Source organism: Klebsiella africana (genome assembly GCF_020526085.1).
In the GTDB taxonomy this organism is placed as follows: Bacteria; Pseudomonadota; Gammaproteobacteria; order Enterobacterales; family Enterobacteriaceae; genus Klebsiella; species Klebsiella africana.
Genome location: NZ_CP084874.1, coordinates 642869 through 661605, shown reverse-complemented (window position 1 = coordinate 661605; position 18737 = coordinate 642869). Strand labels below are relative to the sequence as shown.

General features: G+C 59.4%; 18 protein-coding genes. 11 read left to right on the top strand and 7 right to left on the bottom strand.

Features of this window, described 5'->3' with window-relative positions:
- Positions 1 to 3 precede the first annotated feature (3 nt).
- On the bottom strand, positions 4 to 1671 hold the full coding sequence (locus LGL98_RS03220) for a propanediol/glycerol family dehydratase large subunit (RefSeq protein WP_136031202.1): 1668 nt from the start codon (positions 1669 to 1671) through the stop codon (positions 4 to 6).
- 413 nt (positions 1672 to 2084) lie between these two features.
- On the opposite strand from LGL98_RS03220, the gene LGL98_RS03215 reads away from it, so the two are divergent.
- From LGL98_RS03215 to LGL98_RS03200, 4 genes are read left to right on the top strand one after another with little or no spacing between them, the layout of a single operon-like run.
- Positions 2085 to 2513: a GlcG/HbpS family heme-binding protein gene (locus LGL98_RS03215; RefSeq protein WP_025710565.1), complete on the top strand. Its 429-nt coding sequence runs from the start codon at positions 2085 to 2087 to the stop codon at positions 2511 to 2513.
- Positions 2514 to 2534: 21 nt separating this feature from the next.
- The gene (gene dhaT, locus LGL98_RS03210) at positions 2535 to 3698 is read left to right on the top strand and encodes a 1,3-propanediol dehydrogenase (RefSeq protein ID WP_064175355.1); all 1164 of its coding nucleotides are present in this window, start codon (positions 2535 to 2537) and stop codon (positions 3696 to 3698) included.
- Positions 3699 to 3718: 20 nt separating this feature from the next.
- On the top strand, positions 3719 to 4072 hold the full coding sequence (locus LGL98_RS03205) for a glycerol dehydratase reactivase beta/small subunit family protein (RefSeq protein WP_009484688.1): 354 nt from the start codon (positions 3719 to 3721) through the stop codon (positions 4070 to 4072).
- On the top strand, positions 4073 to 4603 hold the full coding sequence (locus tag LGL98_RS03200; RefSeq protein WP_032433645.1) for a cob(I)yrinic acid a,c-diamide adenosyltransferase: 531 nt from the start codon (positions 4073 to 4075) through the stop codon (positions 4601 to 4603).
- On the opposite strand, the gene dhaR is transcribed toward LGL98_RS03200, so the two are convergent.
- Together dhaR and LGL98_RS03190 are read right to left on the bottom strand one after the other, a co-directional pair.
- Entirely contained in the window at positions 4581 to 6506 is a 1926-nt protein-coding gene (gene dhaR, locus LGL98_RS03195) for a dihydroxyacetone kinase operon transcriptional regulator DhaR (RefSeq protein WP_009309659.1), read from the bottom strand. The two genes, LGL98_RS03200 and dhaR, sit on opposite strands and share 23 nt — an antisense overlap.
- Positions 6507 to 6607: 101 nt before the next feature.
- Positions 6608 to 7705 (bottom strand): glycerol dehydrogenase, encoded by a 1098-nt coding sequence (locus tag LGL98_RS03190; RefSeq protein WP_002917681.1) that lies wholly within the window; start codon positions 7703 to 7705, stop codon positions 6608 to 6610.
- 269 nt (positions 7706 to 7974) lie between these two features.
- Between LGL98_RS03190 and LGL98_RS03185 the strand changes: the two genes are divergently transcribed.
- From LGL98_RS03185 to LGL98_RS03165, 5 genes are all read left to right on the top strand, one after another.
- A complete protein-coding gene (locus LGL98_RS03185) occupies positions 7975 to 8160 on the top strand; it encodes a hypothetical protein (protein WP_136031200.1) in 186 nt (61 codons plus the stop codon).
- A gap of 155 nt (positions 8161 to 8315) precedes the next feature.
- A complete protein-coding gene (gene dhaK, locus LGL98_RS03180; protein ID WP_136031198.1) occupies positions 8316 to 9386 on the top strand; it encodes a dihydroxyacetone kinase subunit DhaK in 1071 nt (356 codons plus the stop codon).
- A gap of 10 nt (positions 9387 to 9396) precedes the next feature.
- The gene (gene dhaL, locus LGL98_RS03175; RefSeq protein ID WP_004181378.1) at positions 9397 to 10029 is read left to right on the top strand and encodes a dihydroxyacetone kinase subunit DhaL; all 633 of its coding nucleotides are present in this window, start codon (positions 9397 to 9399) and stop codon (positions 10027 to 10029) included.
- 10 nt (positions 10030 to 10039) lie between these two features.
- Positions 10040 to 11461, top strand: a complete 1422-nt coding sequence (gene dhaM / locus LGL98_RS03170) for a dihydroxyacetone kinase phosphoryl donor subunit DhaM (protein WP_136031196.1) — start codon at positions 10040 to 10042, stop codon at positions 11459 to 11461.
- Positions 11462 to 11536: 75 nt separating this feature from the next.
- Positions 11537 to 13186: a glycerone kinase gene (locus LGL98_RS03165; protein ID WP_136031195.1), complete on the top strand. Its 1650-nt coding sequence runs from the start codon at positions 11537 to 11539 to the stop codon at positions 13184 to 13186.
- 105 nt (positions 13187 to 13291) lie between these two features.
- Here the strand turns inward: LGL98_RS03165 and LGL98_RS03160 are convergent, their stop codons facing one another.
- Positions 13292 to 14068, bottom strand: coding sequence for a siderophore-interacting protein (locus tag LGL98_RS03160; RefSeq protein ID WP_168435274.1), 777 nt, complete (start codon positions 14066 to 14068; stop codon positions 13292 to 13294).
- Between the two features lie 237 nt (positions 14069 to 14305).
- On the opposite strand from LGL98_RS03160, the gene LGL98_RS03155 reads away from it, so the two are divergent.
- Both LGL98_RS03155 and ygjG read left to right on the top strand, forming a co-directional pair.
- Positions 14306 to 14860, top strand: coding sequence for a PadR family transcriptional regulator (locus LGL98_RS03155; RefSeq protein WP_008806562.1), 555 nt, complete (start codon positions 14306 to 14308; stop codon positions 14858 to 14860).
- A 257-nt stretch (positions 14861 to 15117) separates the two neighbouring features.
- Entirely contained in the window at positions 15118 to 16497 is a 1380-nt protein-coding gene (ygjG, locus tag LGL98_RS03150) for a putrescine aminotransferase (protein ID WP_012540512.1), read from the top strand.
- 46 nt (positions 16498 to 16543) lie between these two features.
- Here the strand turns inward: ygjG and lsrG are convergent, their stop codons facing one another.
- Genes lsrG through lsrB form a run of 3 tightly spaced genes read right to left on the bottom strand, consistent with a single transcriptional unit; the run spans position 16544 to position 18737 of the window.
- Positions 16544 to 16840, bottom strand: a complete 297-nt coding sequence (gene lsrG, locus LGL98_RS03145; protein WP_136031193.1) for a (4S)-4-hydroxy-5-phosphonooxypentane-2,3-dione isomerase — start codon at positions 16838 to 16840, stop codon at positions 16544 to 16546.
- A complete protein-coding gene (lsrF, locus tag LGL98_RS03140; protein WP_136031191.1) occupies positions 16837 to 17724 on the bottom strand; it encodes a 3-hydroxy-5-phosphonooxypentane-2,4-dione thiolase in 888 nt (295 codons plus the stop codon). The genes lsrG and lsrF overlap by 4 nt, the downstream gene beginning before the upstream one ends.
- Before the next feature lie 11 nt (positions 17725 to 17735).
- Positions 17736 to 18737, bottom strand: a complete 1002-nt coding sequence (lsrB, locus tag LGL98_RS03135; protein WP_004144833.1) for an autoinducer 2 ABC transporter substrate-binding protein LsrB — start codon at positions 18735 to 18737, stop codon at positions 17736 to 17738.

Here is an 18737-nt window from a genome sequence, read left to right as displayed (position 1 = left end):
GCCTTATTCAATGGTATCGGGCTGAACCACGCCCGGAATATTTTTGATCTCCGCCCAGCGTTCGGCAGAGATGCGATAGCCGGTGCCCGGCCCCTGATAGTCATTGATGTCGTTGACCGCGCTCACCACCTCGAACTGCCGATCGAGAATGGCCGAGGTCTGCAGGTAATCACCGGTGACCCGCTGGCGAAGCATATTGAGAATATTGCTGGCGATATCCTCAAAGCCGCTGCGGCTCAGGGCGCCGACAATATCGAGGCCGGTGATGTTGCGCTTCATCATCTCTTCCACCGCGCTCAGATCCTCCACCACATTACGCGGCGGCATCTCGTTGCTGCCATGCGCGTAGGTGGCGGCCTCCACCTCCTCGTCGGCGATCGGCGGCAGCCCCAGCTCGCGGAAAACGGCCTGGATCGCCCGCGCCGCTTTCTGGCGAATGGCGATGGTTTCCGCCTCGGTCACCGGACGCAGACCACCGTCAACCATCAGGTCACGCTGCAGAATGTTGTAATCATCAAAATCTTCCGCATCGAAGTTCGAGCCGGCGAACATGTTGTCGTAGTTCGGCACCGCGCTGTAGCCGGAGAAAATAAAGTCGGTGCCCGGCAGCATCTGCATCAGGGTGCGCGCGGTGCGGCGAATATCCGAGTGGGAAAAAGTCTGGTCATTGGCGGACGCCACTTCGAGGTCGAGCATAGAGGCGATCAGGTTTTCCGCCAGCACCGCCCGAATACCTGACGGCACAGCGCCGGTCATGCCGATGCAGCTCACCGCGCCGTTTTGCAGTCCCTGAACCCCGGCGCCTTTGGTAATGAAGATGCAGCGCGATTCAAGGTAGAGCATCGACTTGCTCTCCGAATAGCCCATCAGCGCTTCGGAGCCGGTGCCGGAGGTGTAGCGCATTTTCAACCCGCGGGAGGCGTAGGCCGAGGCGAGGAACGCCTTTGACCACGGCGTATCATCGCCGTCGGTAAATACCGCCTCGGTGCCGTAGACCGATACCGTCTCGGCGTAGCTGGTTAAGCCACGCATGCCCAGCTCCAGCTCGGTGGCCTCTTCCACCGAGCATTGCGTCAACACGCCGGGGCGGCCGCACTGCGAACCGACCAACAGCGCCAGGGCGTTAAACGGCGCGTAGCGCGCGATACCGACCGTGGTCTCCTGTTCTGAGAAGCCGCGGATCCCGGCTTCGGCGGCGTCAGCGGCAATCTGCACCGGATTATCTTTGAGATTGGTGACGTGGCACTGGTTGGAGGGGGTCCGGCGGGCACGCATCTTCTGCAGCGCCATCATCATCTCCACCACGTTCATCTGCGCCATCACCTCGACCGCTTTGGCCGGGGTGATGGCGGTGGTGATGGCAATGATCTCCTCCCGGCTGACGTGAATATCCACCAGCATGCGGGCTATTTCCACCGCCTCCAGGCGCATTGCCTGCTCTGTGCGCTCAACGTTGATCGCGTAATCGGCGATAAACCGGTCGATCATGTCAAACTGGTCCCGGCGCTTGCCGTCCAGTTCGACGATCAGACCGTTTTCCACTTTTACTGAAGAGACCGGGTCAAAGGGGCTGTCCATGGCGATCAGTCCCTCTTCAGGCCACTCGCCAATCAGCCCGTCCTGATTGACGGGGCGCTGGGCCAGTACTGCAAATCGTTTTGATCTTTTCATTGTTCATCGGCTCAAAAGGTGAAATCCGCAGACGGTAGCGAATACGCCGGGCCAGCGTCGTTGCCGCCCGGCCATTACCGGCAATAGCGGAACTTTAAATGAGCCAGTGGTGAAAAAAATAAATTTAATTTCGTTTCAATTTGGCACACGAAATCTACCGACAGTTTCACTATGAAACTTTACTCCGGCGGCAAAAATAAAAAATGTGATCGCCCGCAATGATATAAATCAATTAATAAAAAACGCCCTTAATTACGTTTTACCGACGCTATTTTAACCCTATTGACTAAATCATGGCGGGCGACAAAATAACGCTGACAAAAATAAAGTAAGCCAACCGTCTGGTGATCGTTTTTGACTATCACCCCATACTGACTATTCACACCAGCATTATCCTGGTGTGGGAGAGCATGATGAACAAGAGTCAACAAGTTCAGACAATCACCCTGGCCGCCGCCCAGAAAATGGCGGCAGCGGTGCAACAAAAAGCTAATGAGATCAACGTTCCGGTGGTGTTTTCCGTGGTCGACCGCGGGGGCAATACGCTGCTTATCCAGCGGATGGACGAGGCCTTCGTCTCCAGCTGCGATATTTCTCTGAATAAAGCCTGGAGCGCCTGTAGTCTAAAACAAGGTACCCATGAAATTACGTCAGCGGTCCAGCCGGGACAATCTCTGTATGGTCTGCAGCTAACCAACCAACAGAGAATTATTATTTTTGGCGGCGGCCTGCCAGTTATTTTTAATGAGCAGGTAATTGGCGCCGTTGGCGTTAGCGGCGGTACGGTCGAGCAGGATCAATTATTAGCGCAGTGCGCCCTGGATTGTTTTTCCGCATTATAACCTGAAGCGAGAAGGTATATTATGAGCTATCGTATGTTTGATTATCTGGTGCCAAACGTTAACTTTTTTGGCCCCAACGCCATTTCCGTAGTCGGCGAACGCTGCCAGCTGCTGGGAGGAAAGAAAGCCCTGCTGGTCACCGACAAAGGCCTACGGGCCATTAAAGATGGCGCGGTGGATAAAACCCTGCATTATCTGCGGGAGGCCGGGATCGAGGTAGCGATCTTTGACGGCGTCGAGCCGAACCCAAAAGACACCAACGTGCGTGACGGCCTCGCCGTGTTTCGCCGCGAACAGTGCGACATTATCGTCACCGTGGGCGGCGGCAGCCCGCACGACTGCGGCAAAGGCATCGGTATTGCAGCCACCCATGAGGGCGATCTGTACCAGTATGCCGGCATCGAGACCCTGACCAACCCGCTGCCGCCCATCGTCGCCGTCAACACCACCGCCGGCACCGCCAGCGAGGTCACCCGCCACTGCGTCCTGACCAACACCGAAACCAAAGTGAAGTTTGTGATCGTCAGCTGGCGCAACCTGCCGTCGGTCTCCATTAACGATCCGCTGCTGATGATCGGTAAACCGGCCGCCCTGACCGCGGCGACCGGGATGGATGCCCTGACCCACGCCGTAGAGGCCTATATCTCCAAAGACGCTAACCCGGTGACGGACGCCGCCGCCATGCAGGCGATCCGCCTCATCGCCCGCAACCTGCGCCAGGCCGTGGCCCTCGGCAGCAATCTGCAGGCGCGGGAAAACATGGCCTACGCCTCTCTGCTGGCCGGGATGGCCTTCAATAACGCCAACCTCGGCTACGTGCACGCCATGGCGCACCAGCTGGGCGGCCTGTACGACATGCCGCACGGCGTGGCCAACGCTGTCCTGCTGCCGCATGTGGCCCGCTACAACCTGATCGCCAACCCGGAGAAATTCGCCGATATCGCTGAACTGATGGGCGAAAATATCACCGGACTGTCCACCCTCGACGCAGCGGAAAAAGCCATCGCCGCGATCACGCGTCTGTCGATGGATATCGGTATTCCGCAGCATCTGCGCGATCTGGGCGTAAAAGAGGCCGACTTCCCGTATATGTCGGAGATGGCTCTGAAAGACGGCAATGCGTTCTCGAACCCGCGTAAAGGCAACGAGCAGGAGATTGCCGCGATTTTCCGCCAGGCATTCTGAGTGTTAACGAGGGGGCCGTCATGTCGCTTTCACCGCCAGGCGTACGCCTGTTTTACGATCCGCGCGGCCACCATGCCGGCGCCATCAATGAGCTGTGCTGGGGGCTGGAGGAGCAGGGGGTCCCCTGCCAGACCATAACCTATGACGGAGGCGGTGACGCCGCTGCGCTGGGCGCCCTGGCGGCCAGAAGCTCGCCCCTGCGGGTGGGTATCGGGCTCAGCGCATCCGGCGAGATAGCCCTCACTCATGCCCAGCTGCCGGCGGACGCGCCGCTGGCTACCGGACACGTCACCGATAGCGATGCTCATCTGCGTACGCTCGGCGCCAACGCCGGGCAGCTGGTTAAAGTCCTGCCGTTAAGTGAGAGAAACTGAATGTACCGTATCTATACCCGCACCGGGGATAAAGGCACCACCGCCCTGTACGGCGGCAGCCGCATCGAGAAAGACCATATTCGCGTCGAGGCCTACGGCACCGTCGATGAACTGATATCCCAGCTGGGTGTCTGCTACGCCACCACCCGCGACGCCGGGCTGCGGGAAAGCCTGCACCAGATTCAGCAAACGCTGTTCGTGTTGGGGGCTGAACTGGCCAGCGATGCGCGGGGCCTGACCCGTCTGAGCCAGACGATCGGCGAAGAGGAGATCAGCGCCCTGGAACAGCTTATCGACCGCAATATGGCCGAGAGCGGCCCGTTAAAACAGTTCGTGATCCCGGGGAAGAATCTCGCTTCTGCCCAGCTGCATGTGGCGCGCACCCAGTCCCGTCGGCTCGAACGCCTGCTGACGGCCATGGATCGCGCGCATCCGCTGCGCGACGCGCTCAAACGCTACAGCAATCGCCTGTCAGATGCCCTGTTCTCCATGGCGCGAATCGAAGAGACTAGGCCTGATGCTTGCGCTTGAACTGGCTGGCGTCAATATCGTACTGCTTCATTTTGCGCCACAGGGTGGTACGGCCGATATTGAGCAGCTGCGACATCTCCTGCACCCGCCCGCTGGTCACCCGGGCGGCGTGAATAATAGCTTCCTTTTCGATGGCGCTAAAGGTCAGGCTGGCCGGCAGCAGCGATGACGCGCTATCCCCGCCCGGCCGCTCGGAAAAGAGATATTCCGGCAGATTACTCAGGCGTATATGGCCGTTGTCGCTGCTGATGGCGATATTCTCAATGACGCTGTTGAGCTCAAAATCATTCCCCGGCCACGAGTAGGCCACCAGCTGCGCCAGCGCGTCATCGTCCACTTTCAGCCGCGAAGAGAAACGCTTCTCCAGGCTCTTCAGCCGGTTATGTACCAGCGACGGGATACTGTTGCGTCGGGCGCGCAGCGGCGGGATGACGATTTCAAAGGAGTGCAGCGCATAGTACAGCTGGCGGCTAAAGCGGTTCTGCTCCACCAGGTTGGCGAGATCGACGGTGGTGGTGGCAATCACCTTCACATCCACCGGGATCAGGCGCCGGGCGTCGAGGCGGGTGAGCACGCCCTGCTTAATCACCTGCAGCAGAGCCGACTGCAGCTCCGGCGCCAGATACTCGATCTTTTCCAGAAACAAAGTGCCGCCGTTGGCCAGCTCAAGGCGGCTCAGGCGGCCATTCTCATCGTCGGTAGGGGCGCTGCCCATAAAATCCTGGCCCAGCACGCTGTCGGCATACAGCTGGCAGTTGACGGCGATATAGGGGCCGCCCGCCCGTTCGCTTTCATTGTGGATAGCCTGGCTCAGCAGCTCTTTCCCAACCCCCTCTTCGCCGCACAGCAGCACCGGGAAGCCGCCGCGCGCCGCCTGGCGGCCAAAGTGGATCAGGCGCCGGGTTTCCGGATCGTCAGCAGACATCTGTTCAAAGGTGTGGCTGACTTTACCGAGCTGGCTGGTCATCAGCTGCCGCATCTGCTCCACCGGATGCAGCAGCAGAATAAAGCTGTTGCCTTGCGCCTCGACAATCGGTTTTAAGGTGATCACCGCGTCGACAAACTGATGCTGACTTTCAAAGGTGACTTCGACGTGATTCAGGCCGCGGGCGTGTTTGATGGCGCGGCGCAGAAGCGCCGGGAGGGTCACCAGATCGGCGATATTTTTCCCCTGGCTGGCCTGAGCATCAAGATGCAACAGTCTCGCCGCCTGAACATTGAGAAACTGCAGCACGCCCTGTTCGTTCCACGCCATCACCCCATCGTCCATGCTCTCCAGCAGGCCGTACATCTGGTTGAGGTGGCGGTTGGACTCCGCCAGCAAGCTGTCGGTGAGCAGGGAGTTACCCACCTCGCGGGCGATGGCCAGCGTCAGGGAGAGGTCGGCGCTGGACTGGTGCTCGACCAGACAGCAAAGCGAAATAGAGCCGAACAGCCGCCCGTGGTTATCAAACACCGGCGTCGAGCAAAAACTCCACGGCTGTAGCGCCTGCTTAAAATGCCGATCGCCGGCGGTGTTGATCGGCTGGCCCTGCATTGCGGCCAGCGACAGCGCGCAGGTGCCGATAATACTCTCCGCACAATAGCTGCCGTCGCGAAATCCCAGGGCAGCCAGCTGGGCCAGGGTTTGCGGCTCGCCGCAGCGGCTCAGGATGCAGGCGGACTCATCAAGAATAAACAGCGCGCAGGGGCGGCCGTCCATAAACTCCCAGGCGTCTTCCAGCGCAGCCTGGCCAATGGTCAGCAGCGCGGTTTTACGCCGACAGATGGAGTCGAAGGTCAGGCCCTGGGCCTGGTGCGGCGTTTGCCAGGTTTCGCGCTGCATAAACTTGCTGCAGCGGTGCCATGACTGGGCGATGACGGAAGAGACCGCCTTCCCGGTTTCCTGAGTCTGAACAGTCATATCCTTTTCCGCGTTGTACCATAGAGAACCCCTCCGGCAGCGACTGCCGGAGGGGAGAAAGAAAAACCGCTGACCTGCGCCAGCGGTTTAGCCACCGCGAATTAACGCGCCAGCCACTGCTGGCCTAACAGATCGGCGGTGAGGATAGCGGCATGGACGCTCTCCGGGGTCACCGCAAACGGCATATTGTGGATGGTTTCCCCTTCCGCGCAGGTGGCTTTCGCCACCGCGGCGATTTTCTCGTCGATCCCCTCTTTGACGCCCATCTGCGCGAGCGTCACCGGCAGGCCGACGCGCTGGCAGAAGCCCAGCACCGTTTCAATCTCGTCCATCGGGCTGTTCTGTAGCACCAGCTGCGCCAGGGTACCGAAGGCCACTTTCTCACCGTGATACAGATGGTGGCACTCTTCAAGAATGGTGAAACCGTTGTGGATTGCGTGGGCAGCGGCCAGGCCACTGCTTTCAAAGCCAATGCCGCTGAGGTAAGTGTTCGCCTCGATGATGCGCTCCAGCGCTTCGGTCACTACCCCGGCCTGCGCCGCCAGACGGGCCTTTTCGCCCTCCGCCAGCAGCGTATCATAGCACAGGCGGGCGAGGCTCAGCGCCGCCTCGGTGGACTGTCCTCCGGCCATGCTGGTGGCGCGCGCATCGTAGCAAGCTTTGGCCTCGAACCAGGTGGAGAGCGCATCGCCCATGCCGGAGACCAGCAGGCGTACCGGCGCTTTGGCGATAATCGCCGTGTCCATCACCACCATATCCGGGTTTTTCGGATAGATCAGATACTCTTCAAACTCGCCCGCTTCGGTGTAGATCACCGACAGTGCGCTGGTTGGCGCATCGGTCGAGGCGATGGTCGGGATCACCACCACCGGCAGCTTCTGGTAGTAACCGATCGCCTTCGCGGTATCGAGGGTTTTACCACCGCCGATCCCGACCACCCCGCGGCAGCCCTGTTTTTGCAAAATCGCCATCAGACGGTTAATTTCCGCATGGCTGCATTCACCGTTAAACCGTTCCGCATGGCAGCGAATATCGTGGCTCTGCAGGCCATTCACCACTTTCTCTCCCGCCAGCTTCATTACGAAATCGTCGGCGATGACGAAGAAGCTTTCCGCCAGGTTTTTGGCATATTGACCGAACAGAACAGCAGCATCAGGACCCTGAAGATATTTGGCTGGAGATTGAATAACTTTTAGCATTCCTTTCACCCTCAAATAAGTGCGCATGTAGACATGATGAGCCCTGGCGTTATCCGCGCCGGCCAGTGAAGCGCGGCCTGAACGGAGCGTACCGGAGCAGTGCGATCACTGTAGGGCCGGCCGGGAACAAAAAAATCTTTCGCCTTTTTGTTCTGATATGAAACACAGGTTAATTTTTTACGTTCCATATTGGAACAAAAAACCCTAGTCTCTGTCAGGATTGCGATCCCGATCCGCTCCTTTGCCGCATAATGCCCTTGCAATCCTCTATGTTTGACCGTCTTTTCTCCCGCAGTCGGCAGAAAATCAGCAAAAAATTTTTTCCCACCCGCTTCGCCAGCTATCCTGACCGCCGCTTATGGCAGAAGAAAAAAAGCGCGCCAGCTCGCATTTTCAGCATATCCTCAGCAAAAACGTTCCATAAAGAAACAAAACAAGAAGGCAATGTTTCGTAATGAAACCCGATCGTTGGGACATTCTTTTTTTCGTCTGCTCAGCCAGAATCATCATATCGCCAGGCACGTTGCACCGTCAGACGATACCCCTACGCGATGACCGCCTCCGCCAGCAGAGAGGCCGCATCGAACCTTCTCCAACGGAGCACTGAATAATGAAAAAGCTGATTAACCGTGTTGAAGATGTACTGAATGAACAATTACAGGGGCTGGCTAAAGCCCATCCGCAGCTGACCCTGCATCAGGACCCGCTGTATGTGACCCGCACCGACGCGCCGGTGGCTGGCAAGGTGGCCCTGCTCTCCGGCGGCGGCAGCGGACATGAACCGATGCACTGCGGCTATATCGGCCAGGGCATGCTCTCCGGCGCCTGTCCGGGGGAAATCTTCACCTCGCCGACGCCGGACAAAATGTTTGAATGCGCGATGCAAATTGACGGCGGCGAAGGCGTCTTGCTAATTATCAAAAACTATACCGGCGACATCCTGAATTTTGAGACCGCCACCGAGCTGCTGCATGAGAGCGGCATTAAAGTCACCACCGTGGTGGTCGACGACGACGTGGCGGTAAAAGACAGCCTCTATACCGCCGGTCGTCGCGGCGTTGCCAATACCGTACTGATCGAAAAACTGGTCGGCGCCGCCGCCGAACGCGGCGACTCGCTGGAAGCCTGCGCTGAACTGGGCCGCCGCCTGAACAATCACGGCCACTCGATTGGTATCGCCCTCGGCGCCTGTACCGTCCCTGCCGCCGGGCAGCCCTCCTTTACGCTGAAAGATGACGAGATGGAGTTCGGCGTCGGCATTCACGGCGAGCCGGGCATCGACCGCCGCCGCTTCAGCTCGCTGGACCAAACCGTCGATGAGATGTTCGATACCCTGCTGGAAAACGGCGCCTACAGCCGCACGCTGCGCCAGTGGGATACCGTCAAAGGCGCATGGCAGGAAGTGCAGCAGAGCAAAACCGCGCTGCAAAACGGCGACCGGGTTATCGCGCTGGTCAACAATCTCGGCGCCACCCCGCTGTCCGAACTGTATGGCGTGTATAACCGCCTCGCCCAGCGCTGCGAAGCGTCCGGCATCATCATCGAACGCAACCTCATCGGCAGCTACTGTACTTCGCTGGATATGGCGGGCTTCTCGATCACCCTGCTGAAAGTGGATGACGAGACGCTGACGTTATGGGACGCCCCGGTTCATACCCCGGCGCTGAACTGGGGAAACTAAGGAGCACGACATGTCACTGAACAGAACGCAAATCGTCGACTGGCTGTACCGCTGCGGCGATATTTTCACCAAAGAGAGCGATTTTCTCACCGGTCTTGATAAAGAGATCGGCGATGCCGACCACGGCCTCAATATGCACCGAGGCTTCAGCAAGGTGGTCGAAAAGCTGCCGTCGATTGCCGATAAAGATATTGGCTTTATCCTCAAAAACACCGGCATGACGCTGCTCTCCAACGTCGGCGGCGCCAGCGGCCCGCTGTTCGGCACCTTCTTTATTCGCGCCGCTCAGGTGACCCAAGCCCACCAGAGCCTGACGCTCGACGAGCTGTACCTGATGATCCGTGAAGGTGCAGACGGCGTCGTCAACCGCGGCAAAGCGGAGCCAGGGGATAAAACCATGTGCGACGTCTGGCTGCCGGTGGTGGACTCCCTGCGCCAGTCCAGCGAGCAGCACCTGTCGATCGCTGCCGCGCTGGATGCCGCCTGCGAAGTGGCCGAGCGTGCGGCCCACGCCACCATCACTATGCAGGCGCGTAAAGGCCGCGCCAGCTATCTCGGCGAGCGCAGCATCGGACATCAGGATCCCGGCGCGACCTCGGTGCTGTTTATGGTTCAGATGCTGGCCGCCGCCGCCAAAGAGTAAGGAAATTGCGATGGTAAACCTGGTTATTGTTTCTCATAGCGCCCGGCTGGGCGAAGGTGTCGGAGAACTGGCCCGGCAGATGTTAATCAACGACGGCTGCAAGCTGGCGATCGCCGCCGGAATCGACGATCCCGACAGCCCGATCGGCACCGATCCGCTTAAAGTCATGGAAGCGATCGAATCCGTGGCCGATACCGATCACGTGCTGGTGATGATGGACATCGGCAGCGCGTTGCTCAGCGCCGAAACTGCCCTCGATCTGCTCGATCCGGCGATTGCCGCGAAGGTGCGGCTGTGCGCCGCGCCACTGGTGGAAGGGACGCTGGCGGCCACCGTCAGCGCTGCCTCCGGCGCCGGGATCGATAAGGTGATCGCCGACGCCATGAGCGCCCTGGAGGCCAAGCGGGTTCAGCTGGGTTTACCTTCGCCAACTTCTGACGCCGCGCCGGCGCCGATGCTTGCCGACGACGGCGACACAAAATCGGTTTCAGTTATTATTAACAATCACAACGGCCTGCACGTGCGTCCGGCGTCAAAGCTGGTCGCCGCGCTGGCGGGCTTTAACGCCGATCTGCTGCTGGAGAAAAACGGGAAGTGCGTCAAACCGGACAGCCTCAACCAAATCGCGCTATTGCAGGTCCGCCGCAACGATAAACTGCGCCTGCTGGCCCGCGGTCCGGATGCCGATGCGGCGCTGGTGGCGTTTCAGGCGCTGGCCGCCGATAACTTCGGTGAATCGCCTGCGGCGCAACCGGCAGCGGCTCCGGCAACGCCCGAGCGCGTCGAAGGCGTTGCCCTGCGCTATCCGCTGGCCCTGATCCAGCCGCTCCGCCCGGCTGCCGCCGATGCCGCCCGCGAGCAGCAGCGCCTGCGCCAGGCCATCGACGAGACGCTGGCGGATCTTATCGCCCTGACCGAGCTGGCGGAAAATAAATTTAACGCCGATATCGCGGCGATCTTCGCCGGGCACCACACCCTGCTCGACGATGACGATCTGTTTGATGCCGCCAACGATCGTCTGCTCACCGAACAATGCTCGGCGGAATGGGCATGGCATCAGGTGTTGATGGAGCTCAGCCAGCAGTATCGCCAGCTGGATGACCCCTACCTGCAGGCGCGCTATATCGATATCGAAGATATTTTGCAGCGCACCCTGCGCCATCTGCAGGGCGTTCAGGAGAGAGTGCCGACGCCCGGCGAGCCAACAATTATTATTGCCGACAACATTTATCCCTCAACCGTCTTACAGCTGGATGCCAGCTTCGTTAAAGGCCTGGGCCTGCGCGATGGAAGCGAACAGGCTCACGGCGCGATTATCGCCCGCGCCGCGGGGATTGCCTGGCTGTGCCAGCAGGGCGAGGCGCTGAACAGCGTGCAGCCCGGCGAGACCATCGCGCTCGATATGCGTAACCAGTGCCTTATCCGTGACTAAAATTAACATTGACCGTTGCCGCTCCGGAGGCCTGCCTCCGGAGGGTGAGTTTTCGCTTACTCTTCAGGAACCACTATGTCTCAATTCTTTTTTAACCAGCGCGCCAGCCTCGTCAACGATGTGATTGAGGGTACCATTATCGCCAGCCCGTGGAATAACCTCGCCCGTCTGGAGAGCGACCCGGCAATCCGGGTGGTGGTCCGTCGCGATCTGAATAAAAACAACGTGGCGGTGATCTCTGGCGGCGGCGCCGGCCATGAACCGGCGCACGTCGGCTTTATTGGTAAAGGCATGCTGACCGCCGCGGTCTGCGGCGATCTGTTCGCCTCGCCGAGCGTCGACGCGGTGCTCACCGCCATCCAGGCGGTGACCGGCGAGGCGGGCTGCCTGCTGATCGTCAAAAACTACACCGGCGATCGGCTTAACTTCGGTCTGGCGGCGGAGAAAGCGCGCCGACTCGGCTACAACGTGGAGATGCTGATCGTCGGCGACGATATTTCGCTGCCGGATAACAAACAGCCGCGCGGCATCGCCGGGACCATTCTGGTGCATAAAGTGGCGGGCTATTTCGCCGAGTGCGGCTTCAACCTCGCCACCGTCCTGCGTGAAGCGCAGTACGCCGCCAGCCATACCGCCAGCATCGGGGTGGCGCTGGCCAGCTGCCACCTGCCGCAGGAAGCCGACAGCGCGCCGCGCCATCAGGCCGGTCACGCCGAGCTGGGAATGGGCATCCACGGTGAGCCGGGCGCCTCGACGATCGCCACGCAAAACAGTGCGGAAATCGTTAACCTGATGGTGGAAAAACTGACCGCCGCCCTACCGGAAACCGGCCGCCTGGCGGTGATGCTCAATAACCTCGGCGGCGTGTCGGTGGCTGAGATGGCGATCCTGACCCGCGAGCTGGCCAACACCCCGCTGCAGGCGCGCATTGACTGGCTGATAGGCCCGGCCTCGCTGGTGACGGCGCTGGATATGAAAGGCTTCTCGCTGACCACCATCGTGCTGGAGGAGAGTATTGAGAAAGCGCTGCTGGCGGATGTGGAAACCGCCAGCTGGCAGAAGCCGGTGCAGCCGCGGACTATCAACGTCGTGCCGTCCACCCTCGACAGCGCCCGGGTGGATTTTACGCCCTCGGCCAACCCACTGGTGGGCGATTACGTGGCGCAGGTGACCGGCGCCCTCATCGATCTTGAAGAACATCTCAACGCGCTGGATGCCAAAGTAGGTGACGGCGATACCGGCTCCACCTTCGCCGCCGGGGCGCGTGAGATTGCCGAGCGGCTCGAGCGTCAGCAGTTGCCGCTGAACGATCTGCCAACGCTCTTCGCGCTGATCGGCGAACGTCTGACGGTGGTGATGGGCGGCTCCAGCGGGGTATTGATGTCGATCTTCTTCACCGCTGCCGGGCAGAAGCTGGAGCAAGGCGCCAGCGTGGCCGAGGCGCTGAACGCCGGTCTGGAGCAGATGAAATTTTACGGCGGCGCCGAGGAAGGCGACCGGACGATGATCGACGCTCTGCAGCCGGCGCTGGCGGCGCTGCTGGCCGAACCGGAGAACCTGCAGGCCGCTTTTGCTGCGGCGCAGGCCGGGGCGGATCGCACCTGCCAGTCGAGCAAAGCCGGCGCCGGACGAGCGTCCTATCTCAACAGCGACAGCCTGCTCGGCAACATGGACCCCGGCGCCCACGCGGTGGCGATGGTGTTCAAGGCGCTGGCGGAACGCTAAGTCTCACCCGGTGGCGCTGCGCTTACCGGGGAGACATAACACCACTGAAAGCCGGTAGCCCGGATAAGGCGCAAGCCGCTATCCGCGTTTTACCATGATGGCTTTTTACTTGCTGTGCCAGTACGCCTGGGAACGCACCAGCTGCTGATCGATGCTCTCGTCTTCAAAGCGCGCCAGCAGCGATTTCACCACCGCGCCTTCGCCGGTCAGCCAAATGAAATAATCCTCCGCCGGCACCTTCACCTGCGCCAGACGCTCGGCGACGAAGGTCGGATTGTGGCCCACTACCCACTCGATGTTAAAGCCGTCGAGATCCGCCAGATAATCTTTATACGACGCATCGGCGATAGTAACGATGGCCGTCACCTGCGGCCTCGCCGGCAGCTGGCGTAATCCCAGCAGACGACGGCGCAGCGCCGGCATCCCGGACTCATCGCAAACATACAGCTGCCAGGCATAATCTTCCGGTACCACCAGCGAGCCGCGCGGGCCGCCGATCACCAGCTTATCGCCCACTTTTGCTTCCAGTGCCCAGCGGCTGGCGATACCGCCATCGTGGATATAGAAATCGTAAGCCAGCTCGTGGCGTTCGGCATCGTACAGCGGCGTATAGTCGCGGGTGGCAGGCCGCACGCCTTCCCCCCAGTCAATCCCCTCCTCGGTCACCTGCGGCGGGGTAAATGCCGCGCCCGGCTCGGGGAAAAAAAGCTTCGTATGGTCGTCAAAGCCGTGAGAAGCGAAGCCTTCCAGCGCCTCGCCTCCCAGCACGATACGCTGGAACGCCGCGCCTGCGCGCTCCACGCGCAGCACCGTCAGCTCACGGAAACGCAGCTCATTGCGGACACGCTGCGGGTACTTGCCTGCTTTGGTTTTTGTCATCATCGATTGCCTTCGTGAACGGTAAATAGATATATCTAAACTTGCTGCAAATGATAATGATTGCCAACTAAAAAGAATGCAAGTCTTTTTTTGATATAGTCAAAACAAACCGCATCAAAATCCACAACCAGAAAATAATTACATATATATCAATATATTAAAAAATAAATAGCAACCAGCATTGCGAACATTCATTTTTTAGATATAAATTAGATATATCAAAAACAGCAGGAGGTAACCATGCGACATCATCATGAAGAGGGGCGTGGGCCACGCGGGCGCCACGGTGACCCCAGCGAACACGGCGACCATGGCCGCCGCGGCGGCGGACGTCGCCAGCGTTTCTTTGGCCACGGCGAACTGCGGCTGATCATTCTGGATATCCTCAGTCGCAACGCCAGCCATGGCTATGAGCTGATCAAAGAGATCGAAACGCTTACCCAGGGGAACTACAGCCCCAGCCCGGGGGTAATCTACCCAACGCTGGATCTGCTCCAGGACCAGGGCCTTATCAGCGTGGAAGATGACAACGGACGTAAAAAAATCGTTATCAGCGAGGAAGGGAAACAGCTGCACGCGGAGAACCAGGAGCACCTGGCCCATATCCAGGAGCGTCTGCAGGCGCGGATGGTCGGCTGCGAGCTGCGCCGCGATCCGCAGATGAAGCGCGCGCTGGAGAATTTCAAAGCGGTTCTCGACCTGAAAGTGAACCAACAGGCCAGCAGTGCCGCCCAGCTCAAGCAGATCATCGGCATTATCGACCGGGCAGCGATGGAGATCTCCCAGCTCGACTAAGCCTCTTTTTTCACCATCGGCTGCCCCGCGCTGGGGCAGCCCGCACCACGGCGGATCGTCCCGTTCATTGCTGCCAGGCAGAAAATCTCGTCAGCTCAGGAATAAAACGTGCCAATAGTGGCGCAATGAGATTAAATTTTACACAATTCGTCTTTTGCTTTGCATTTATCCCGATTTTCACCGCTTCTGCCGAACTGGCGTAATCCCTGCAATACTTAATCCAGTATCGTGTGATACGTCCGCCCCAGGAGCACATTTTGAACAGGTTACCTTCCAGCGCATCGGCTCTGGCCTGCAGCGCACACGCACTGAATCTCATTGAAAAGCGCACGCTTGATCATGAGGAAATGAAAGCACTTAACCAGGAGGTCAGGGAATACTTTAAAGAGCATGTGAATCCGGGGTTTTTAGAGTATCGAAAATCGGTTACAGCCGGCGGGGATTACGGAGCCGTAGAGTGGCAAGCGGGAGGGTTAAATACGCTTGTCGACACCCAGGGACAGGAATTTATCGACTGCCTTGGTGGGTTTGGCATCTTCAATGTAGGGCACCGTAATCCAGTTGTGGTATCCGCCGTCGAGAATCAACTCGCGAAACAACCGCTTCACAGTCAGGAACTGCTGGATCCGCTACGCGCGATGCTGGCGAAAACCCTGGCAGCCTTAACGCCTGGCAAACTAAAGTACAGTTTCTTTTGCAATAGCGGTACCGAATCGGTAGAGGCGGCCATCAAGCTGGCGAAAGCCTATCAGTCGCCGCGCGGTAAATTTACCTTCATTGCCACCAGCGGCGCCTTCCACGGTAAATCGCTGGGCGCGCTGTCGGCCACCGCCAAGTCGACCTTCCGCAAACCCTTTATGCCGCTGCTGCCGGGCTTCCGCCACGTGCCGTTCGGCGATATCAACGCCATGCGCACCATGCTGAGCGAGTGCAAGAAAACCGGCGACGACGTGGCGGCAGTGATCCTCGAGCCGATTCAGGGCGAAGGGGGCGTGATCCTCCCGCCGCAGGGGTATTTGCCGGCGGTGCGTAAGCTGTGCGACGAGTTTGGCGCATTGCTGATCCTCGACGAAGTGCAGACCGGCATGGGTCGCACCGGCAAAATGTTCGCCTGCGAGCATGAGAACGTTCAGCCCGATATTCTGTGTCTGGCGAAAGCGCTCGGCGGCGGTGTGATGCCGATCGGCGCGACGGTGGCGACAGAAGAGGTCTTCTCGGTGCTGTTCGATAACCCGTTCCTGCACACCACCACCTTCGGCGGCAACCCGTTGGCCTGTGCGGCGGCGCTGGCGACGATCAACGTGCTGTTGACGCAAAACCTGCCGGCGCAGGCGGCGCAGAAAGGCGATATGCTGCTGGACGGGTTCCGCCTGCTGGCGCAGGAGTATCCTGACCTGGTGAATGAAGTGCGCGGGAAAGGCATGCTGATGGCCATCGAGTTTGTCGATAACGAGATTGGCTACGACTTTGCCAGCGAGATGTTCAGACAGCGGGTGCTGGTCGCCGGGACGTTAAACAACGCCAAGACGATCCGTGTTGAACCGCCGCTGACCCTCACCCTGGAGCAGTGTGAGCAGGTGCTGAAGGCGGCGCGTAAGGCGCTGGCGGCCCTGCGCGTTTCGGTCGAAGAAGCGTAATAAAGTGTCCTTCACCCTCTCCCTCTGAGAGGGTGAAGGAAAACCCTCACACCTGCGGTAACAGGCCGATAAAGCTGCGCTTCAGCCGCGGCTGCGACATCATCTCCTCCAGCTTTTCGACGCAGGCTAAATAGTGCGGCGTCTTCTTATGCGCCAGCACTGCCTCATCGTCTTTATAGGCTTCGTAGATAAAAAAGCGGGTCTTCACCTCAGGGTCCTGCAGGACATCAAAGCGCAGATTGCCCGGCTCCCGCAGCGCGCCCTCGTGGTTGGCGCGAAACACCTCGAGAAACTCATCCACCCGCTCGGGTTTAATATTGATCTCCACCAGCGTCACGTTCATTTCAGCTCTCCCTGTTTTTCTTCCTGCCAGAACTGATACGCTTCGCGCGCGTTCAGATTCTCATGCACCACCTTTTTCACCGCCTTCAGCATCGCGCGCGGGGCGCTGGACTGGAAGATATTGCGCCCCATATCCACCCCTGACGCCCCCTGGTCGATCGCCCGCCAGCACATGTCCAGCGCCTCCTGCTCCGGCAGTTTTTTACCGCCGGCAATCACGATCGGCACCGGACAGCTGGCGGTGACTTTTTCAAAGCCTTCCTCGACGAAATAGGTCTTCACAAACTGCGCCCCCATTTCGGCGGCAATCCGGCTGGCCAGCAAGAAGTAGCGGGCGTCGCGGGCCATCTCTTTGCCGACGCCAGTGACCGCCAGGACCGGCATACCGTAGCGATTGCCGGCATCCACCAGTTTGATGATGTTATTGATCGACTGATGTTCGTATTCGCTGCCGATATAGACCTGCGCCGCCACCGCGCATACGTTGAGACGCAGGGCGTCCTCCATCGCCACCGCCACGCATTCGTTGGAGAGTTCGCTCAAAATCGAATTGCCGCCGGAGGCGCGCAGCACCACCGGTTTATTGGTGGCCGCCGGTACCTGACTGCGCAATACGCCGCGGGTACACATCAGCACGTCGGTCTCCTCAAACAGCGGCGCAATCGACAGGTCGATACGCTCCAGCCCGGTCGTTGGTCCCTGGAAGTAACCGTGATCGAAGGCCAGCATCACCGTGCGGTTGCTGTGCGGATTAAAGATGCGCGCCAGCCGCGACTGCATGCCCCAATCCAGCGAGCCGCAGCCTTTCAGGGTATACAGCGTATTCTGCTGCGGGCGGTCGATGCCGAAGTCCTTACCCTCTTTGATATCGTCTAAATCAGCCATCTTTTCCTCCGTCAGAAGTCGTAGTTGTTGATGTTCTCTTTGCTGAACACCACGCGCTCCGGCAGCAGCACGATACCGTTGCCCTTCGCCTCATACTGGTAGCCCTGCACGCTATTCGGTTCAACCTTCAGCGAGCCGATATCTTTCACCTCAACGCTATCGCCGACGTTAAGATCGCCCTTTTTCAACAATCGATCGGCGACGTTAACCGCAATTTTGCCCTGCTGAACCACATCCCACAGGCCGAACGCTTTTACCGTGCCGCGCTCAACGTACGGGCGCATCACGTTCGGTGTACTAAAGCCGACGATCGCCACGCCCTGACGCTTGAGGTTCTCCGCCGCCTGCGCCGCCGCCGGCAGCGCATTGGCATCCGGCGCGATAATGGCGTCGAGATCCGGATACGCTTTTAAGATCCCCTCGGCGGTTTGCAGCGATTTGGTGGCATCGTTATAGCCAAACTGGGTGGTGACGATTTGCCACTGCGGATGTTCTTTTTCGATTTTGGCTTTGGCTTCCTTCACCCACTGGTTCTGGTCGGTCACCGTCGGGCTGGAGTAGAAAAACGCCACTTTGGCGGCAGGTTTGCTGACCTGCTTTTCCGCCATCTCGACCAGCAGGCCGCCGAGCTGCTGCGGCGTACCCTGGTTGATATAGATGCTGCGGCACTCCGGCTTGGTATCGGAATCCCAGGTCAGGACTTTCACCCCGCGCTGCATCGCCCGCTTCAGCGCCGGACACAGGCCGTCCGGCGAAACGGCGGAGACGATAATCGCGTTGTAGCCCTGGTTGACGAAGTTGTTGATAAGCTGCACCTGGCCGGAGACGCTGGGCTCGGTCGGGCCGTCATAGGTAACATCCACGCCCAGCGCTTTCCCCGCCTCTTTCGCGCCGTTGCCGCCGCTGGTAAAGAAGCCGACGCCGACCAGCTTAGGAATAAAGGCGATGCGGTCCGCCGCCTGTGCGGTGACTACGCTCATCGCCAGCGCCAGCACGATCAGTTTTAATTTCAT

Excerpts from the sequence above, each read along its gene's own strand:
- dhaR (WP_009309659.1), bottom strand. The coding sequence starts at position 6,506 with ATGACTGTTCAGACTCAGGAAACCGGGAAGGCGGTCTCTTCCGTCATC.
- lsrG (WP_136031193.1), bottom strand. The coding sequence starts at position 16,840 with ATGAACGTGACGCTGGTGGAGATCAATATTAAACCCGAGCGGGTGGAT.
- dhaM (WP_136031196.1), top strand. The coding sequence starts at position 10,040 with ATGGTAAACCTGGTTATTGTTTCTCATAGCGCCCGGCTGGGCGAAGGT.
- LGL98_RS03155 (WP_008806562.1), top strand. The coding sequence starts at position 14,306 with ATGCGACATCATCATGAAGAGGGGCGTGGGCCACGCGGGCGCCACGGT.
- LGL98_RS03205 (WP_009484688.1), top strand. The coding sequence starts at position 3,719 with ATGTCGCTTTCACCGCCAGGCGTACGCCTGTTTTACGATCCGCGCGGC.
- lsrB (WP_004144833.1), bottom strand. The coding sequence starts at position 18,737 with ATGAAATTAAAACTGATCGTGCTGGCGCTGGCGATGAGCGTAGTCACC.
- lsrF (WP_136031191.1), bottom strand. The coding sequence starts at position 17,724 with ATGGCTGATTTAGACGATATCAAAGAGGGTAAGGACTTCGGCATCGAC.
- LGL98_RS03160 (WP_168435274.1), bottom strand. The coding sequence starts at position 14,068 with ATGATGACAAAAACCAAAGCAGGCAAGTACCCGCAGCGTGTCCGCAAT.
- LGL98_RS03190 (WP_002917681.1), bottom strand. The coding sequence starts at position 7,705 with ATGCTAAAAGTTATTCAATCTCCAGCCAAATATCTTCAGGGTCCTGAT.
- dhaT (WP_064175355.1), top strand. The coding sequence starts at position 2,535 with ATGAGCTATCGTATGTTTGATTATCTGGTGCCAAACGTTAACTTTTTT.
- dhaK (WP_136031198.1), top strand. The coding sequence starts at position 8,316 with ATGAAAAAGCTGATTAACCGTGTTGAAGATGTACTGAATGAACAATTA.
- LGL98_RS03165 (WP_136031195.1), top strand. The coding sequence starts at position 11,537 with ATGTCTCAATTCTTTTTTAACCAGCGCGCCAGCCTCGTCAACGATGTG.
- LGL98_RS03185 (WP_136031200.1), top strand. The coding sequence starts at position 7,975 with ATGTTTGACCGTCTTTTCTCCCGCAGTCGGCAGAAAATCAGCAAAAAA.
- LGL98_RS03220 (WP_136031202.1), bottom strand. The coding sequence starts at position 1,671 with ATGAAAAGATCAAAACGATTTGCAGTACTGGCCCAGCGCCCCGTCAAT.
- LGL98_RS03200 (WP_032433645.1), top strand. The coding sequence starts at position 4,073 with ATGTACCGTATCTATACCCGCACCGGGGATAAAGGCACCACCGCCCTG.
- dhaL (WP_004181378.1), top strand. The coding sequence starts at position 9,397 with ATGTCACTGAACAGAACGCAAATCGTCGACTGGCTGTACCGCTGCGGC.
- LGL98_RS03215 (WP_025710565.1), top strand. The coding sequence starts at position 2,085 with ATGAACAAGAGTCAACAAGTTCAGACAATCACCCTGGCCGCCGCCCAG.